The 16041-nt window shown below is 37.5% G+C and carries 13 protein-coding genes; 6 read left to right on the top strand and 7 right to left on the bottom strand.

Annotated elements, in window-relative coordinates:
• The first annotated feature begins 8 nt into the window (after positions 1-8).
• Both ugpE and AC6ER8_RS07500 read left to right on the top strand, forming a co-directional pair.
• Entirely contained in the window at positions 9-860 is an 852-nt protein-coding gene (gene ugpE, locus AC6ER8_RS07505) for a sn-glycerol-3-phosphate ABC transporter permease UgpE (RefSeq protein ID WP_497078094.1), read from the top strand.
• 2 nt (positions 861-862) lie between these two features.
• Positions 863-1909 carry a sn-glycerol-3-phosphate import ATP-binding protein UgpC gene (locus tag AC6ER8_RS07500; protein ID WP_497078092.1) on the top strand — a complete coding sequence of 349 codons (1047 nt, stop codon included), beginning with the start codon at positions 863-865 and terminating at the stop codon, positions 1907-1909.
• Between the two features lie 1501 nt (positions 1910-3410).
• Here the strand turns inward: AC6ER8_RS07500 and AC6ER8_RS07495 are convergent.
• From AC6ER8_RS07495 to AC6ER8_RS07485, 3 genes are read right to left on the bottom strand one after another with little or no spacing between them, the layout of a single operon-like run.
• Entirely contained in the window at positions 3411-4328 is a 918-nt protein-coding gene (locus AC6ER8_RS07495; protein WP_497078090.1) for a metal ABC transporter solute-binding protein, Zn/Mn family, read from the bottom strand.
• 9 nt (positions 4329-4337) lie between these two features.
• Positions 4338-5210, bottom strand: a complete 873-nt coding sequence (locus AC6ER8_RS07490; RefSeq protein WP_497078088.1) for a metal ABC transporter permease — start codon at positions 5208-5210, stop codon at positions 4338-4340.
• 5 nt (positions 5211-5215) lie between these two features.
• Complete coding sequence (locus tag AC6ER8_RS07485; RefSeq protein WP_497078086.1) at positions 5216-5971, bottom strand: ABC transporter ATP-binding protein; 756 nt, start codon at positions 5969-5971, stop codon at positions 5216-5218.
• 685 nt (positions 5972-6656) lie between these two features.
• On the opposite strand from AC6ER8_RS07485, the gene nrdH reads away from it, so the two are divergent.
• Genes nrdH through nrdF form a run of 4 tightly spaced genes read left to right on the top strand, consistent with a single transcriptional unit; the run spans position 6657 to position 10397 of the window.
• Complete coding sequence (gene nrdH, locus AC6ER8_RS07480; RefSeq protein ID WP_142415928.1) at positions 6657-6881, top strand: glutaredoxin-like protein NrdH; 225 nt, start codon at positions 6657-6659, stop codon at positions 6879-6881.
• Positions 6881-7279 (top strand): class Ib ribonucleoside-diphosphate reductase assembly flavoprotein NrdI, encoded by a 399-nt coding sequence (gene nrdI / locus AC6ER8_RS07475; protein ID WP_497078084.1) that lies wholly within the window; start codon positions 6881-6883, stop codon positions 7277-7279. The genes nrdH and nrdI overlap by 1 nt, the downstream gene beginning before the upstream one ends.
• Positions 7261-9411, top strand: a complete 2151-nt coding sequence (gene nrdE / locus AC6ER8_RS07470; protein WP_497078083.1) for a class 1b ribonucleoside-diphosphate reductase subunit alpha — start codon at positions 7261-7263, stop codon at positions 9409-9411. Before nrdI ends, nrdE begins: the two co-directional genes overlap by 19 nt.
• 11 nt (positions 9412-9422) lie before the next feature.
• Positions 9423-10397, top strand: a complete 975-nt coding sequence (gene nrdF, locus AC6ER8_RS07465; RefSeq protein WP_497078081.1) for a class 1b ribonucleoside-diphosphate reductase subunit beta — start codon at positions 9423-9425, stop codon at positions 10395-10397.
• On the opposite strand, the gene prmC is transcribed toward nrdF, so the two are convergent.
• The 4 genes from prmC to secA form a co-directional block, all read right to left on the bottom strand.
• Positions 10394-11260, bottom strand: a complete 867-nt coding sequence (gene prmC / locus AC6ER8_RS07460; protein WP_497078079.1) for a peptide chain release factor N(5)-glutamine methyltransferase — start codon at positions 11258-11260, stop codon at positions 10394-10396. The two genes, nrdF and prmC, sit on opposite strands and share 4 nt — an antisense overlap.
• Positions 11257-12333 carry a peptide chain release factor 1 gene (prfA, locus tag AC6ER8_RS07455; protein WP_497078077.1) on the bottom strand — a complete coding sequence of 359 codons (1077 nt, stop codon included), beginning with the start codon at positions 12331-12333 and terminating at the stop codon, positions 11257-11259. The genes prmC and prfA overlap by 4 nt, the downstream gene beginning before the upstream one ends.
• Before the next feature lie 214 nt (positions 12334-12547).
• A complete protein-coding gene (locus AC6ER8_RS07450; RefSeq protein WP_497078075.1) occupies positions 12548-13045 on the bottom strand; it encodes a Fur family transcriptional regulator in 498 nt (165 codons plus the stop codon).
• Positions 12984-15701: a preprotein translocase subunit SecA gene (secA, locus tag AC6ER8_RS07445; protein ID WP_497078073.1), complete on the bottom strand. Its 2718-nt coding sequence runs from the start codon at positions 15699-15701 to the stop codon at positions 12984-12986. Before secA ends, AC6ER8_RS07450 begins: the two co-directional genes overlap by 62 nt.
• Positions 15702-16041 lie beyond the last annotated feature (340 nt).

The raw sequence follows: 16041 nt of genomic DNA, 5'->3' as shown, positions 1-16041 counted from the left end.
AACACATTATGGTTGAAAATCGCCCTGTTTTAAAATTTCTAACCCATATTACGCTGATTGTTGGCATTCTCATTATTTTCTTTCCAGTTTATGTTGCTATCATTGCGTCAACCCATAGTTCAGCAACATTTAATGCCGGAACAATTCCTCTTTTACCTGGGAAATATGCTCTGGAAAACTATAAAACAATTTTTGGGGATGGCCTTGCACAACGCGGTCTACCTAATCTTTGGCCACTCTTAATGAATTCACTCATTATGGCTTTAGGGATTAGCATTGGCAAAATTATTATTTCACTTTTGTCTGCTTATGCCATTGTCTACATGCGTTTTCCTTTCCGAAAAACTGCTTTTGTTCTTATTTTTGTTACCTTAATGCTCCCTGTTGAAGTTCGCATTCTGCCAACCTATGAGGTTGTTGCGAAATTAGGGATGATAGATACCTATAGTGGAATGATTATTCCACTTATTGCATCCGCAACCGCTACATTTTTATTTCGTCAATTTTTTTTAACTGTTCCTGACGAACTCTTAGAAGCCGCCCGTGTTGACGGCGCAGGACCATTTAAATTTTTTAAGGATATTCTTCTTCCTCTCAGTCAAAGTAATATCGCTGCTTTATTTATCATTATGTTCATTTATGGATGGATACAATATCTCTGGCCTCTTATTATTACAACGGATCAAAACCATCAAACGATTCTTGTTATTTTAAAACAGCTTGTTATCGAATCACTACAACATGATCCTCAATGGAATATCCTTATGGCAGTATCGGTTATTGCCATGCTACCCCCTGTTCTTGTTGTTATCTGCATGCAGCGGCTTTTTATCAAAGGCCTTATTGAAACGGAGAAGTAATTGTGGCCATAATCCAGTTATCAAATATAAAAAAACAGTACGAAAACGGCATTCTGGTCATTGATGATTTAAATTTAACTGTTGCCGATAAAGAGCTTCTTGTTCTTGTTGGTCCCTCAGGATGCGGAAAATCAACCTTGTTACGTATTGTCGCAGGACTTGAACAAGTCACTTCAGGTGATTTGTATATTGATAATGAACGTATCAATGATCGTGAACCAGCAGAGCGTGATATTGCGATGGTTTTTCAAAACTATGCTCTTTATCCCCATATGACAGTTCGTGGAAACTTAGAATATGGTCTGAAAAATCGAAAAACCCCTAAGGAAGAAATAAAAAAACGCATCGCACATGCTGCAAAACTTTTGGAGATAGAACCGTTTCTTGATCGTAAACCACGACAATTATCAGGAGGTCAACGCCAGCGTGTTGCAATGGGGCGCGTGATTGTACGTCAACCCCGAGTTTTTCTTTTTGATGAACCTCTTTCAAATCTTGATGCAAAATTACGGGCACAAATGTGTATTGAGATAAAAACGCTACAGCGTTCGTTAGGAACAACCAGCCTCTATGTTACCCATGATCAACTAGAAGCCATGACATTAGCCGATAGAATAGTCGTTTTGAATAAAGGAGCTATCGAGCAAATTGGAACACCAATGGAAATTTATGACACTCCAGCAACCACATTTGTTGCCGATTTTATTGGCTCTCCTCCTATGAATTTTCTTGATCGTCATGTCCTAGAACAACATTTAGGGCATGCATTTTCTTATAGCGAAGAAACTGATCTTTTAGCCTTCAGACCCGAAATAATCTTATTAGGTGAACACCCCGATAAAGGGCCTATCTTTCACACACAAATTGAGTTAATTAAGCCTATCGGAACTGGGTGCCATATTTTAACACGTTGGAATAATCTTATTTTTACGATTGAAATAAAAGAACGTTTAACACACGACTATGGTCAAAACTTAAGTTTCACTGTCGCTCATCAAGATTTTCATACTTTTAACAAAAACACTGGAAAACGGACAAAGAATAGGTAAACATCGTTTGATGTGACAAGACTTTTTTTATGCTGTGTCGTGACAATATCTTTGGCTCTCTTAATTGCATTGAGAAAATCTAAAGTATAACCAATGAAATTAAAAACATGAAAAATTTTTATCATGATCCATTGTCAGATGACATCGAGAATATCGAAACACTCATCTGAAGAAATTCACTCTTTTTACGGTCTGTAAGAAGAACATTATTTTTAAATATAACAAAGTTTTTTCATTGAAAATAATAATGATAATAATTGATTAATCATATCTTATAAAGAATAAATAAGGAAAATAAAGAGAGTAAATTATTCACAAATGGTAGCGTTAAGGTACTTCATATCTTCGCTTTGCTTAGTGATATCAATAAATCTATTTTATCCATAAAAACGAGATGGTGTTCAAAATAGCTTGTACAAAAGTAGGTCCATTTTACTGAACCATAATAGATGGGTTTAAATGATCATTCATTGATTTGTTTATTGAGCGAGAATCTCAAATACCAGAAGATTTTCTCATTCCAAATCTGTTTTATGTTAAATCAATTAAAACCATTTGCTTACCGTAGCTAGTGGGGAGAGCCGTGTGGATAAAAAACGATTAAGATAAGGACTTTAAATGCCTCTTATGAATCCATCTCGATGCAAGAGTTGTAGCAATTTCTAGGGCTAGTAAATAGTGTAATAGGACCAGTTTTTTTCTTTATAAATGTAAAGATGGGGTCATAATAGATTTATCATTATACCATTCACGGGTGCCGTCGCAAAATGAGCTTGGATACCTTAAGAGATACCTTTTAGCATCGTTTTTTAATTGTGCATTGTTGTTTTCAAAAATATCTGAGGAAATGTCTCTTAAATCATAAAGATGCACATTTTGTTTACCTCATTCTTTATCATATACAACAGAATGTCTCAATCAAAACGCTATTGGAGCGCAAATTTACGCATGTGTTTTAAAGAACATTATTCAAGGTTATTCCACCTACTATTTCATGTAATTGTCTGCGTGATATAATATAAAGTCCATTGTATATTACCCTCTTTATACTTATACAAAGTGCAAACGGATATTATGATTCTCTGGCCAGTCTTTCATGTTACTCCAGCCCCTTACATCAAAACGATTCATAAGAGACATTTTTCAAGTATTTTTATCCATAGGCTAATCCTACTTACATATCATCAATGAGAGTTATCGTGTGGCGAAAACGCTTTAAGAAAAAAATAAAAATACTGCTTATGAATTGTTTCAAGTGTTGAGAAGTATTGCAAAAGAAATGTTGGAAAATAGAATAATAATGTTTGTGGTTTTGGCTCCATAAGGCAATAATTTCACTTATGATTTTATCTATCTGAGTATCTATAAGGTATAAATTTTTTCTAAAAAATTAACTTTATTTCAGATCATTGTTATCAATCATAGATGTCAGACATCATTGTGGTTATATAATCATAAGCTTATGATTATATAAGACTTTTTTCTTCTATAAAAAGATTTTTTAATGTTTTGTAATGGCATTAATGATGGTATTCACATTATGCTCCATCATATCGAGATAAGTTGCGGCAGGGCCATTTTCGTTTGACAATGCATCAGAATAAAGTGTTCCACCAATTTTTAAACCTGTTTCTTTTGAAATTTGTTTTATGAGACGGGGGTTAGAGATATTTTCAACAAATAGTGCCGCTGCCTTATTTTCTTTAATTTGTGTGATAAGTTTAGCAACATCAGCGGCAGTTGCTTCGGCTTCTGTTGAAGCGCTTTGAGGGGCAAGGATAGTGAAGCCATATTCTTTGGCAAAATAGCCAAAGGCATCATGGGATGTGATAATGACACGTTTATTTTTAGGGATAGTAGCAATTTTTGTTTTTAAGGTATCTTGTGCTGTTTTAAGTTTTTTGATGTAGGTTTCGGCATTTTTATTGTAGTTGGTGCAGGATTGTGGATTAATTTTGCAAAAAGCAGCGGCGATATTCTTCACATAGATTTCGACATTGGGAATTGTTTGCCAAGCATGTGGATCAAGAGCGCTGTGATGGTGATGGGCATTATATTCTTGATTTTTCATTTCAAGAGGAGTGATGTTTGCACTAACCGCAACGAGAAGTGCTTTTGTCCCGCTTGCTGTAATAAGACGGTCAATAAACCCTTCTAAATGAAGTCCGTTGATAAAAATAATTTCAGCATTTTTAAGAGCTTGTGCATCATGGGGCGTAGGTTCATAAGTGTGGGTATTTGCATTAGGACCCACAAAAGTGGTTATAGAGATATGGTCGCCTCCTACATTTTTTACGAGATCTGCGAGAATAGAAAAGCTTGCCACAACTTTAATTTTATTATGTGCAAAAGCAGAGAATGGAGAAAGGGTAAGCAATAAAGCACCAAGCAGAAAAATTTTTTGAGTAAATCTAGACACAGCTTTTCCTTAAAGTGAGGAGGAAGTATAAAAGAGATGGGGAAACCATGTGACAATAAAACCACGTGGACTTATCAGACAAGAAACAAGATAAATAAATCCCGCGGCAATGATGATAGCAGGGCCGGAGGGAAGTGAAAGGTGAAAAGAAAGCAAAAGGCCACATATGCTAGAAATGATTCCAAAAAGAATGGAAAGCACGCAGATAGGGACGAGCCGAGAAAACCAAAAACGAGCTGTAATTGCTGGAATCATCATAATGCCAACGGAAAGTAATGTTCCTAGTGATTGAAATCCCCCAACCAGATTCAACACCACGAGTCCAAGCAGTGAAATATGAACATATTTACTCAATGGAGAGAGTGATTTAAAAAAGAGAGGATCAAAGCTTTCTAAGACGAGTGCACGCCAGAAAATAAAAAGGCTGCAGAGTGTGATGAGCATTATGATGCTGATCAACCAAAGGGTTTGTGTATCAATTGCCAGAACCGATCCGAATAAGAGATGAAGTAGTTCAATAGTTGAATTTTTCAGTGAGATAATGATGACACCTGCTGCCAGTGCAATAAGGTAAAAGACGGTCATAGATGCATCTTCTTTCTGAAGACTATTTCGTGAAATTAAAATGGTTGCTAAGGCCACAATAATGCCAGCGAAAATACCACCAATTGTCATAGATATAAGGGAGAATCCGCAAATGAGAAAAGCAGTTGCAACACCAGGAAGAATGGCATGAGAGATAGCATCTCCTGTCAAACTCATTCCACGCAGCATCAAAAAAACACCAACAGGACAAGCGCTAATAGACAGGAAAATAGAACCGATAAGGGCGCTTTGCATAAAGTGGAAATCAACAAAGGGGGCAAGAAAAAATGCATACACGTAGATTATAACCTAAGAAAGAGAGAATCATCATTAATCGGAGAGAGATTCTTTTGTACACGAGCACACAAAGAGTTGGAGGTGAGAGGGGGCATAATATGGTGAATTTTATTGTCGAGAAATTGTGTTGTTTCTCCATAAAAGGCGTTTTGTTGCTTAATTTGAATCATTTGAGGAAAAAATTCTTGTACGATGAGAGGATCATGGAGTGCTGTGAGAACTGTCCGCCCTTGCTGTTTCCAGTATGTAATCAGAGCAAGAAGATCTTTTTGAGTATGACGATCAATACCATTGAAAGGTTCATCAAGCAGAATAATATCGGCATCTTGTACAATGATACGTGCAAAAAGAGCGCGTTGTAATTGTCCCCCTGATAATGTGTCAAGCGAACGGGTGGCAAGTGTTGTGAGCCCAACCATTTCAAGGGCATTTTGAACTTTAGAATCATAAGGGCGCTGGTTTTTCCATAATCCACAAAAAGACCACAGTCCTGTTTTCACAAGCGTTTTTACATCAATTGGAAATGTTTGATCGATATCACATTGCTGAGCAAGATAAGCAATGCGGCTTTTTTTCGGTTTTGTAATTTTTCCCTTAAGGGGTTTAATCAAGCCGGCGATGGTTTTTAGCAGCGTTGATTTTCCAGCACCGTTATCACCTGTTATGGCAACCAATGAACCCGCTTTTAACTTTGCTGAAAAATTCTTTATTGCTATTCTATTCCGATAGCCTAACGTTGCTTTATTGAAGTGCAGATCCATAATTTGTACCATCTTTTCTTAACTATTTTGGAAACTATGTAATAATATAACATTTGTCAATAAAATGTTATATTATTACATAGTTTGCATACTGAAATATTTTAGTGGGAAGAGCGTGGAAAATTCAAAATAATGGTCGAATCCTCCTTGACGAAAGAGAGAGTGTGTATACTATATATAGTATCAAAATGATTGGTGATTCTAAATAAGCACAAGAGAGGGTGTTAGTGTGTTTCGTTTGGTATCTAAGTTATTTCCAATGTTATTGTAAAGAGTTTGGTTGACCAAGGATATAGCAGTATTCTTTCGGAAGTATTTTTTTGGAAGAATTTCCTTTCATTTTTGTAATTAATTTTTACTGTAAAAGAGTAAAATAGAACTCTTTAAAAGCAGTGGTTTAGAACGTTTGTTTTTTAGACAGCAGGAGGGAATTGTAATGCAAGCAAAAGATTGTTTTATAACGAGAGGGGCACGCCGTTTAAGTTGTAGAATAATCGCTTATCCTCATCATCGTCTTTGAAGTTATTTGATGGGGAATTTTGTTATGTTCAGGAAGCTGCGTGCTCTTTGAAAATAATCATACGTTTTGCGTACAATTTCTGTTTTTTGTTATTCTTGAGTACCTATAAAATTATTAGATTAACTCTTTTAGAGTTGATCGTCTGAGATTATGAAAGTTGAAAAAATGTCGATCACTATTTATAGCAAACCATCTTGTGTCCAATGTGATGCTACGCGTCGTGCTTTTGATGCAAAAGGCATTCATTATCGCGTTATTGATATTTCTTGTGATGAACAAGCATACAATTTTGTTCAATCTCTGGGGTATCGTCAAGTTCCTGTCGTTGTTTGTGGCGAGAATCATTGGTCTGGTTTTAGGCCAGATATGATTAGTGGTCTTTGTGCTTAATGGGACTTATTGTTTATTATTCGAGTGCAACGGGTAATACAGAACATTTTGTCTCGCAGCTTGGTCAACGACTTTTCAAAATTGATAAAAGGAAACCGTCTGCATTAGTTAGTGAACCCTATGTATTGGTTGTTCCTACATATGCGGATGGCGAAGGAAGAGGGGCAGTACCGAAAGCCGTTATTCATTTTCTTAATGAAGTTGAGAACCGCAGATTAATTCGTGGTGTCATTGGCGGTGGGAATCGTAATTTTGGTCGCTATTATAATTTAGCAAGTAAGATCATTGCTGAAAAATGTTGTGTACCTTGCCTTTATCGTTTTGAGCTGCGTGGAACTGATGAAGACGTTATTTGTGTAAAAAAGGGATTGGAAAGATTTTGGAAACAATTGGTATAGAACAGTCACAGAAATCTGATCAAATTACTGATTATCATGCGCTGAATGCAATGCTTAATCTTTATGATGAAAATGGTCATATCCAATTTGACATGGATCGGCTTGCTGCACGGCAATATTTTCTTCAGCATGTTAATCAAAATACAGTCTTTTTTCATAACCTGAAGGAAAAAATCGATTATTTGATAGAAGAAGGTTATTATGAAAAGGCTTTATTTGAGCTTTATGATTTTTCTTTTATTAAAAAGCTTTTTAAACGCGCTTATGCATTTAAATTTCGTTTTCCTACCTTTCTAGGCGCATTTAAATACTATACCAGCTACACGCTAAAGACTTTTGATGGAAAACGTTATCTTGAACGGTATGAAGATCGTGTCTGTCTTGTCGCTTTATATTTGGCACAAGGGAATAAAGCTCTTGCTGAAAGTTTCGTGGATGAGATTATTACAGGGCGTTTTCAACCAGCAACGCCAACATTTTTAAATGCTGGAAAAAAACAACGTGGTGAATTGGTTTCATGTTTTTTGCTTCGTGTTGAAGATAATATGGAATCGATAGGCCGTGCGGTTAATTCGGCTTTGCAGCTTTCAAAACGCGGTGGCGGTGTAGCGCTTTGTTTAACAAATTTGCGGGAGGCTGGAGCGCCAATTAAGCAAATAGAAAATCAATCTTCTGGTGTTTTACCGGTGATGAAACTTTTAGAAGATTCTTTTTCTTATGCTAATCAGCTTGGGGCGCGCCAAGGGGCAGGAGCTGTTTATCTGCACGCACATCATTTGGATATTATGAAGTTTTTGGATACAAAGCGTGAAAATGCTGATGAAAAAGTCAGAATTAAAACGCTTTCGCTTGGTGTGGTTATTCCTGATATTACGTTTGAGCTTGCACGGAATAATGAGGATATGTATCTCTTCTCATCTTACGATATTGAGCGTGTGACAGGCAAACCTTTTAGCGATATTTCTTTAACAGAGCATTATCGCTCCTTTGTTGATAATGCAAAGATTCGTAAGAAGAAAATAAGTGCACGCGTTTTTTTTCAGACATTGGCAGAAATTCAATTTGAGTCTGGTTATCCTTATATTTTATTTGAGGATACTGCTAATCGGTTAAATCCAATCGCTGGACGTATCAGTATGAGCAATTTATGTTCAGAGATTTTGCAGGTCAGTGAGGCGAGTGAACTGGAGACAGATTTAACTTATCGCACAGTTGGAAGTGATATATCCTGTAATCTTGGATCAATGAATATTGCCAAAGCAATGGAAAGTCCTGATTTCGGACAGACCGTGGAATCTGCTGTTCGTGCTCTTACGGCAGTTTCTGATATGAGCAATATTGCTTGTGTCCCTTCCATTGCGAAAGGCAATGCGGAAAGTCATGCGATTGGTTTGGGACAAATGAATTTGCATGGGTTTCTAGCGCGTGAGAAAATCTATTATGGGTCTCCAGAAGCGATTGATTTTACGAATATCTATTTTTATACTGTGACCTATCACGCCATACGAGCTTCCAATTTAATTGCGCGCGAACGTCAAGAAATGTTTGCAGGATTTGAAAAATCAGCTTACGCAGATGGACGTTTTTTCGAAAAATATATCGAGAAAGAATGGAAACCGCAATTTGCGCTTGTGCAAGAGCTTTTTGCACGGAATAATATTGTTATTCCAGATCAAAAGGATTGGCAGGAGCTTAAGAAATGCGTTATTAAGTATGGGCTTTATAATCGCAATTTGCAGGCAGTTCCCCCTACGGGATCTATCTCCTATATTAATCATGCTACCTCTTCTATTCATCCAATTGCTTCAAAAATTGAAATTCGCAAAGAGGGAAAAATTGGGCGCGTTTATTATCCCGCTCCTTATATGGATAATACGAATTTGAGTTTTTACCAAGATGCTTATGAGATTGGTCCTGAAAAGATTATCGATACCTATGCTGTTGCGACACAGCATGTCGATCAAGGTCTTTCATTAACACTCTTTTTTCCTGATACCGCGACCACACGTGATATTAATCGCGCACAAATTTATGCTTGGAAAAAGGGTATAAAAAGCATCTACTACGTACGATTGCGGCAAGTCGCATTGAGTGGCACAGAGGTTGATGGCTGTGTTTCTTGTAGTTTATAGGAGGTTATCATATGACAAAGATTACAACCAAAAATCCTATTGTGTCTGCTGTTAATTGGAATAGATTACACGATGAGAAAGACCTTGAAGTATGGAACCGCTTAACTGGAAATTTTTGGTTGCCTGAGAAGGTTCCACTGTCGAATGATATTCCCTCATGGTCAAGCTTGACCGAGGATGAACGTAAATTAACCATTCGTGTTTTTACAGGACTAACGCTTCTTGATACCATTCAAAATACCGTAGGGGCTATTTCACTTCTGGCTGATGCAATCACAGAGCATGAGGAAGCTGTTTTGACGAATATTGCCTTCATGGAAGCGGTTCATGCACGGTCTTATTCCTCTATTTTTTCAACCCTTTGTTCGACGGTAGAGGTTGATGATGCATTTAGATGGTCAGAAGAAAATATTCATTTGCAAAAAAAAGCAAGGTTAGTCCTTGAACGTTATGAAGCCAATGATCCACTCAAGAAAAAAATTGCTTCAACTTTGCTGGAAAGTTTTTTATTTTATTCTGGTTTCTATTTGCCTATGTATTGGGCCAGTCGCGCTAAATTGACCAATACCGCAGATCTCATTCGATTGATCATTCGTGATGAAGCGGTCCACGGTTATTATATAGGTTATAAATTCCAATTAGGCTATGCAAAGCTTGATGAGGCCAAAAAACAAGAAATTAAAGATTTTGCTTTTAACTTGCTTTTTGATCTTTACAACATCGAGTGCAAATATACTGAAGATCTTTATGATGCCCTTGGGTTGACGGAAGATGTGAAAATTTTTCTTCATTATAATGCCAACAAAGCTTTAATGAACTTGGGTTTTGAAGCTCTTTTCCCCCCAGAGGTTTGTCGTGTTAATCCTGCTATTTTGGCATCTTTATCACCAAACTCTGATGAAAATCATGACTTTTTTTCAGGAGCTGGCTCTTCCTATGTCATTGGCAAGGCGGTTGCAACCACGGATGATGATTGGGAATTTTAATGTTTGCATGCAAACAGAAGTGCGCGGGGTATCCTATTTAAATCTTTGCGCATTTCTAAACATTGAAAACCATTTTTTTCAAACAAATCGCAGACTTCTTTTTCTTGAGAATAACCAATTTCAACAGCAACATAGCCGTTTTCTTTTAAGTAGTTAGCGGCGCCATGGGCGAGCTTTCGATAAAAATCAAGCCCATCTTCCCCTCCGATCAGAGCGCGCAATGGATCATGTAAGCGAACTTCTTTTGCAAGTCTTTTGATATCTTTTGCAGGAATATAGGGTGGATTGGAAACGATGAAATCAAAGCGACCTGTGACAGAATTAAACCAATCGCTAAGAAGAGGGGTGAAGCGATGGATTACTTCAGCATTTTTTGCATTTTTTGTCGCTGTTTTAAGGGCATCTTCAGAAATGTCGACCGCTACTATATAGGATTGAGGAATTTGTTTAAGAATGGCAATTGCAATAGCACCACTGCCTGTTCCCATATCAAGGAGTGTGGTTTTTTTCGAATTTTCGACCTGTTTTTTGAGGAAAGGGAGAACAAGATCGATGAGTGTTTCTGTATCCGGACGGGGTTCTAACGTTTCTTGAGACAATGCGAAAGGTATACCATAAAATTCTCTCATTCCTATAATGCGGTAGACCGGTTCACCTGCAATTCGCCGTTGTACAGCCTCTTCTATTTTTCTAATGTGTTCACAAGACACATGCATATTGGGGTTAGAAATTCTTTCAGCAGCATTTATTCCTGTTATCCATTCAACAAGTATTTTCGCATCGAGATCGGCTTCTAAAATTCCTTTCGTGCGCAATTTTTCTCGCACTTGTTGGATAACATTTTTGAAAGAATATTGGTTCAATGATTATCCATTTCCATCAGCAGTGTTGTTTGATGATCTGAGATGAGCGCATGAATAAGCTCATCAATATCTCCTTCTAAAATTCGATCAAGCTTATAAAGGGTTAGATTAATCCGGTGATCTGTGACGCGTCCTTGTGGAAAATTATAGGTACGAATACGCTCAGAACGATCACCAGAACCAACTTGGCTTTTACGGGACGCTGAACGTTCATTTTCCGCTTTTTGTCGTTCAATATCGAACAAACGTGCTCTTAAAATTTGCAGCGCCCGTGCACGGTTTTGATGTTGTGATTTTTCTGCTTGTACGACCATAATTCCGGTTGGAATATGCGTGATACGAACAGCTGAATCTGTTGTGTTGACATGCTGTCCTCCTGCTCCAGATGCACGCATTGTATCGATGCGAATATCTTCCGGACGAATATCAATATCAATTTCTGCAGCCTCTGGAAGCACTGCAACGGTCGCAGCTGATGTATGGATACGTCCACCGGTTTCTGTTTCAGGAATGCGTTGCACACGATGGACACCGGATTCATATTTCAATTTAGAAAAGACACCTTTTCCTGAAATGCTTGCAATAATCTCTTTATAACCGCCAACATCTCCCTCACTGATTGAAATAACGTCTACTTTCCAATTGTGAGCATGGGCATAACGTTCATACATGCGGAAAAGGTCACCAGAAAAAAGTGCAGCTTCTGATCCACCTGTTCCTGCTCGAATTTCAATAATAGCGCTTTTTTCATCAGCAACATCTTTAGGCAAAAGCAGAATTTGGAGTTCTTTTTCAAATTGTTCTACTTTTTTATATACAGATGGTAGCTCCTCTTGGGCAAGGTTACGCATCTCTATATCTATTTGTTTATCGTTGATAATCGTTTCTAATTCTGTAATCTCTCCGTAAAGAGCATTTAATGCGCGTATAGAGGAAATAACGGGTTGTAGCTCTGCATATTCAGAAGATAATTTGACATATGTTTCAGCATTTAGATTGGTCGTCATTTGGCTTTCAATTATTTCAAAGCGCTTTTCAAGCTGTTTTATGCGATCTTGTGGCAAAGAAACCATGATAATATTGGCCTAATTTTTCATAATACAATTTTTATAATATTTTATTGCCATGCTTTTTTGTTATAACACTGACAATGAATTAGCGTATAGCATCATACAAAAAGGGGTAATAAAGCAGAAAAACTTTTTTGCCAATGAAAACTATTCTATTTTTAAGGTAAATTTTTATAAAATTCGATTTGCTAGAACTATTTCATCTCATAATATATCATTATTTCTTTAAGAGCTTTTTTCCGTAAAGCTCAAGGCGATGATGAATGATATTATAGCCAAGGGATTTTGCAATTTCCTCTTGCAGTTTTTCAATAACATCAGAATGAAACTCGATAACTTGTCCTGTTTCTATATCGATGAGATGGTCATGATGTTGCCCATCTGCTTGCTCAAAACGAGAGGGGCCACCATTAAAGGTATGACGATGAATTTTTCCATTTCCTTCTAATGTTTTCATGGTTCGATAAACCGTTGAGAGTGAAATGCTCGAATCTATTTGGTTTGCACGCTGAAAAATTTCAAATGCATTGGGATGATCATTTGTATCAGACAAAATATCAAGGATAATACGCCGTTGACGCGTTACCCTTAACCCAGCTGCACGCAATTCTTGCTCATAGTTTCGCTTTTTATTCATCTTCATTGTTGGCTTTTCAAACAAAGGCTCCATGACAGTGTTTGTATTTTTTCTCCGAACCGCAAGGACAACGCTCATTGCGTCCAACCTTTCCCCATGTCGTTACATCGTTGGGGTCACGGTCTTGTGGATTAACAAATCTATTTTCTTGTGTTCGTGCCCATAAAGGAGATGCCTTTTCTTGACTTTGATCATTAAAGACAGAAGAATCAGTATCCATTTGCTCAGGCATGGTCGGTTCTGTTGGGGGTTGAATAATTTCAAAGCGCATAAGCTTAGATGTGACAATTCGGCGCAAATTTCTCAACATACTTTGAAAAAGTTCAAATGATTCTGTCTTATACTCATTGAGTGGATCCCGCTGCGCATAACCGCGAAAACCAACCACAGAACGTAAATGATCTAAACTCACCAGATGTTCACGCCATAAAGTATCAATCGTTTCGAGCAATACTGCTTTGTGAAAATAAGCCATAACCTCTGGAGTGTAGCGTTCAGTTCGTTCATTTTCAAGTTTTGTAACAGCATCTGAGATACGCTCTAAAATTTGTTCCTCGGCAATTCCATCTTCTTTTGCCCATTCTTCCACTGGAAGCTCAAGATTAAAGAGTTCTTGCAGCTCTTCTTCGAGAGCTTTTACATCCCATTTTTCAGAATATGTTCCAGAGGGAATATAAGTCTCTACAAGATCTTCCACGACTTCATCGCGCATTTCATGGATCATTTCTGATAAATCATCTGCGTTCATGACCTCCATACGCTGTTCAAAAATAACCTTGCGTTGATCATTCATGACATCATCATATTTTAGCAGATTTTTACGAATTTCAAAGTTCCGTGCTTCAACCTTTTTTTGAGCTTTTTCAAGGGCTTTATTAATCCACGGATGGATAATAGCTTCATTTTCTTTCAATCCCAGTTTTTGCAGCATAGTATCCATACGGTCGGAGCCAAAGATACGCATGAGATCATCTTGGAGAGAGAGAAAGAATTTTGAGCGACCAGGATCTCCCTGGCGACCGGAACGTCCACGAAGCTGATTATCAATACGACGGCTTTCATGACGTTCAGTCGCGATAACATAAAGTCCTCCAGCGGCTAAAGCTTTTTCTTTAAGTTGGTTGACATCTTTTTTGATTTCTTCAATTTTAGCTGTCCGCTCTGGCCCTTCGGGGATATCCTGTAGTTCTTGTCGGATACGCATTTCAACATTCCCACCAAGCTGTATATCCGTACCACGTCCTGCCATATTGGTTGCGATGGTAAGAGCTCCAGGAACACCTGCTTGCGCAATGATGTATGCTTCTTGCTCGTGATAGCGAGCATTTAAGACTCTAAAATCGGTAATACCCTCTTTTCGCAAACGCTCTGCTAATTGTTCTGACTTTTCAATAGAGGTTGTTCCAACAAGAATAGGTTGTTTTTTTTCGTGTGCTTGACGGATATCACGCACAATTGCTCGATATTTCTCTTCTGCGGTTCGATAAATTTCATCATCTTCATCAAGACGTTGTACGGGTAAATTGGTCGGAACTTCGACAACGTCAAGACCATAAATATTTCTGAATTCTTCGGCTTCTGTTGTTGCCGTTCCAGTCATTCCAGATAATTTTCTATACATACGGAAATAATTTTGGAAAGTGATGGAAGCAAGCGTTTGATTTTCTGGTTGAATAGCAACATGCTCTTTAGCCTCTAACGCTTGATGAAGGCCTTCAGAATAACGCCGTCCGGGCATCATACGACCTGTAAATTCGTCAATGATAACGATTTCATCATTACGAACAATGTAATCTTTATCGCGAACAAACAGTTTATGGGCTTTTAGAGCATTATTAATATGATGAACGATAGCAACATTTTCTATATCATAAAGACTTTCACCTTTAAGATACCCAGCTTGTTCGAGCATTTTTTCAATTTTTTCAGTACCAACTTCGGTAAAGGTCGTTGTTTTTTGCTTTTCATCTATTTCATAGTCCTCTGGAGTTAAGGCAGGAATAAATGTATCAATAAGGTTATAAAAGTCCGTGCGATCTTCTAGAGGACCAGAAATAATAAGAGGCGTGCGAGCTTCATCAATAAGGATAGAATCTACTTCATCGACAATTGCGTAATGATGTCCTCGTTGAACCATTTGACTATGATCGAAAGCCATATTATCACGCAAGTAATCAAAACCTAGTTCATTATTTGTCGCATAGGTGATGTCACATGCATAGGCTTGTCTGCGAGCATCATTATCAAGATCATGAAGAATCACGCCTGTTGTAAGCCCTAGAAAACTAAAAATTTTCCCCATTGTTTCAGCATCACGACTAGCGAGATAATCGTTTACTGTCACCACATGAACGCCTTTACCTTCTAATGCATTGAGATAAATTGGTAAAGTTGCCATTAATGTTTTACCTTCACCGGTACGCATTTCAGCGATACCACAGTCGTGAAGAACCATTCCTCCAATAAGCTGTACATCAAAAGGACGCATGTCATAAACACGTTTTGCGGCTTCACGAACCGTTGCAAACGCTTCCGGTAACAGTAAATCAACATTTTCACCTTCACTAAGGCGCTTACGAAAAGCATCTGTTTTTTGGCAAAGCTGCTCATCACTTAATTTTACGAATTGTTCTTCCAAAGCATTAATTTGTGCAACTTTTTGGCGGAGTGCTTTGAGACGTCGCTCCTGAGCTGAACCAAAAAATTTACGTGCAAAAACACCTAAACTGACCATCTCTGGCCCTTTCTTTTAATTGTTATCACTCTTGCTGGGTAATTCATATGCTCTCCCCATGCTCTACATTTTCTTTAAGTTTTCTGATATCATAAAATGCAGATGGTATCATTATACTTGTCGGTGTGCAATTTTTCACTTTAATTGTAAAGTAGAGATAAGAGGCGAAGTGCGCTATGTCAACTTTAGGTATGCTATTTAGCTGATACAATACAAAGTAATTTAAGATACAATATGTCATTTTCTCTATTATCATGTGTTTTATCTGCATTAGATAGGGTTGGAGAAACCGAGATAAAAGGACGATTTTATACTTTTTAAAATAAAATTACTCATTTAT

The sequence above is a fragment of the Bartonella sp. SL320 genome (genome assembly GCF_059687635.1).
The sequence above is the reverse complement of the archived record's forward strand: the minus strand, read 5'-3'. Positions and strand labels throughout refer to the sequence as shown.

Excerpts from the sequence above, each read along its gene's own strand:
- ugpE (WP_497078094.1), top strand. The coding sequence starts at position 9 with ATGGTTGAAAATCGCCCTGTTTTAAAATTTCTAACCCATATTACGCTG.
- AC6ER8_RS07485 (WP_497078086.1), bottom strand. The coding sequence starts at position 5,971 with ATGGATCTGCACTTCAATAAAGCAACGTTAGGCTATCGGAATAGAATA.
- nrdH (WP_142415928.1), top strand. The coding sequence starts at position 6,657 with ATGTCGATCACTATTTATAGCAAACCATCTTGTGTCCAATGTGATGCT.
- nrdI (WP_497078084.1), top strand. The coding sequence starts at position 6,881 with ATGGGACTTATTGTTTATTATTCGAGTGCAACGGGTAATACAGAACAT.
- nrdF (WP_497078081.1), top strand. The coding sequence starts at position 9,423 with ATGACAAAGATTACAACCAAAAATCCTATTGTGTCTGCTGTTAATTGG.
- prfA (WP_497078077.1), bottom strand. The coding sequence starts at position 12,333 with ATGGTTTCTTTGCCACAAGATCGCATAAAACAGCTTGAAAAGCGCTTT.
- AC6ER8_RS07450 (WP_497078075.1), bottom strand. The coding sequence starts at position 13,045 with ATGAGCGTTGTCCTTGCGGTTCGGAGAAAAAATACAAACACTGTCATG.
- secA (WP_497078073.1), bottom strand. The coding sequence starts at position 15,701 with ATGGTCAGTTTAGGTGTTTTTGCACGTAAATTTTTTGGTTCAGCTCAG.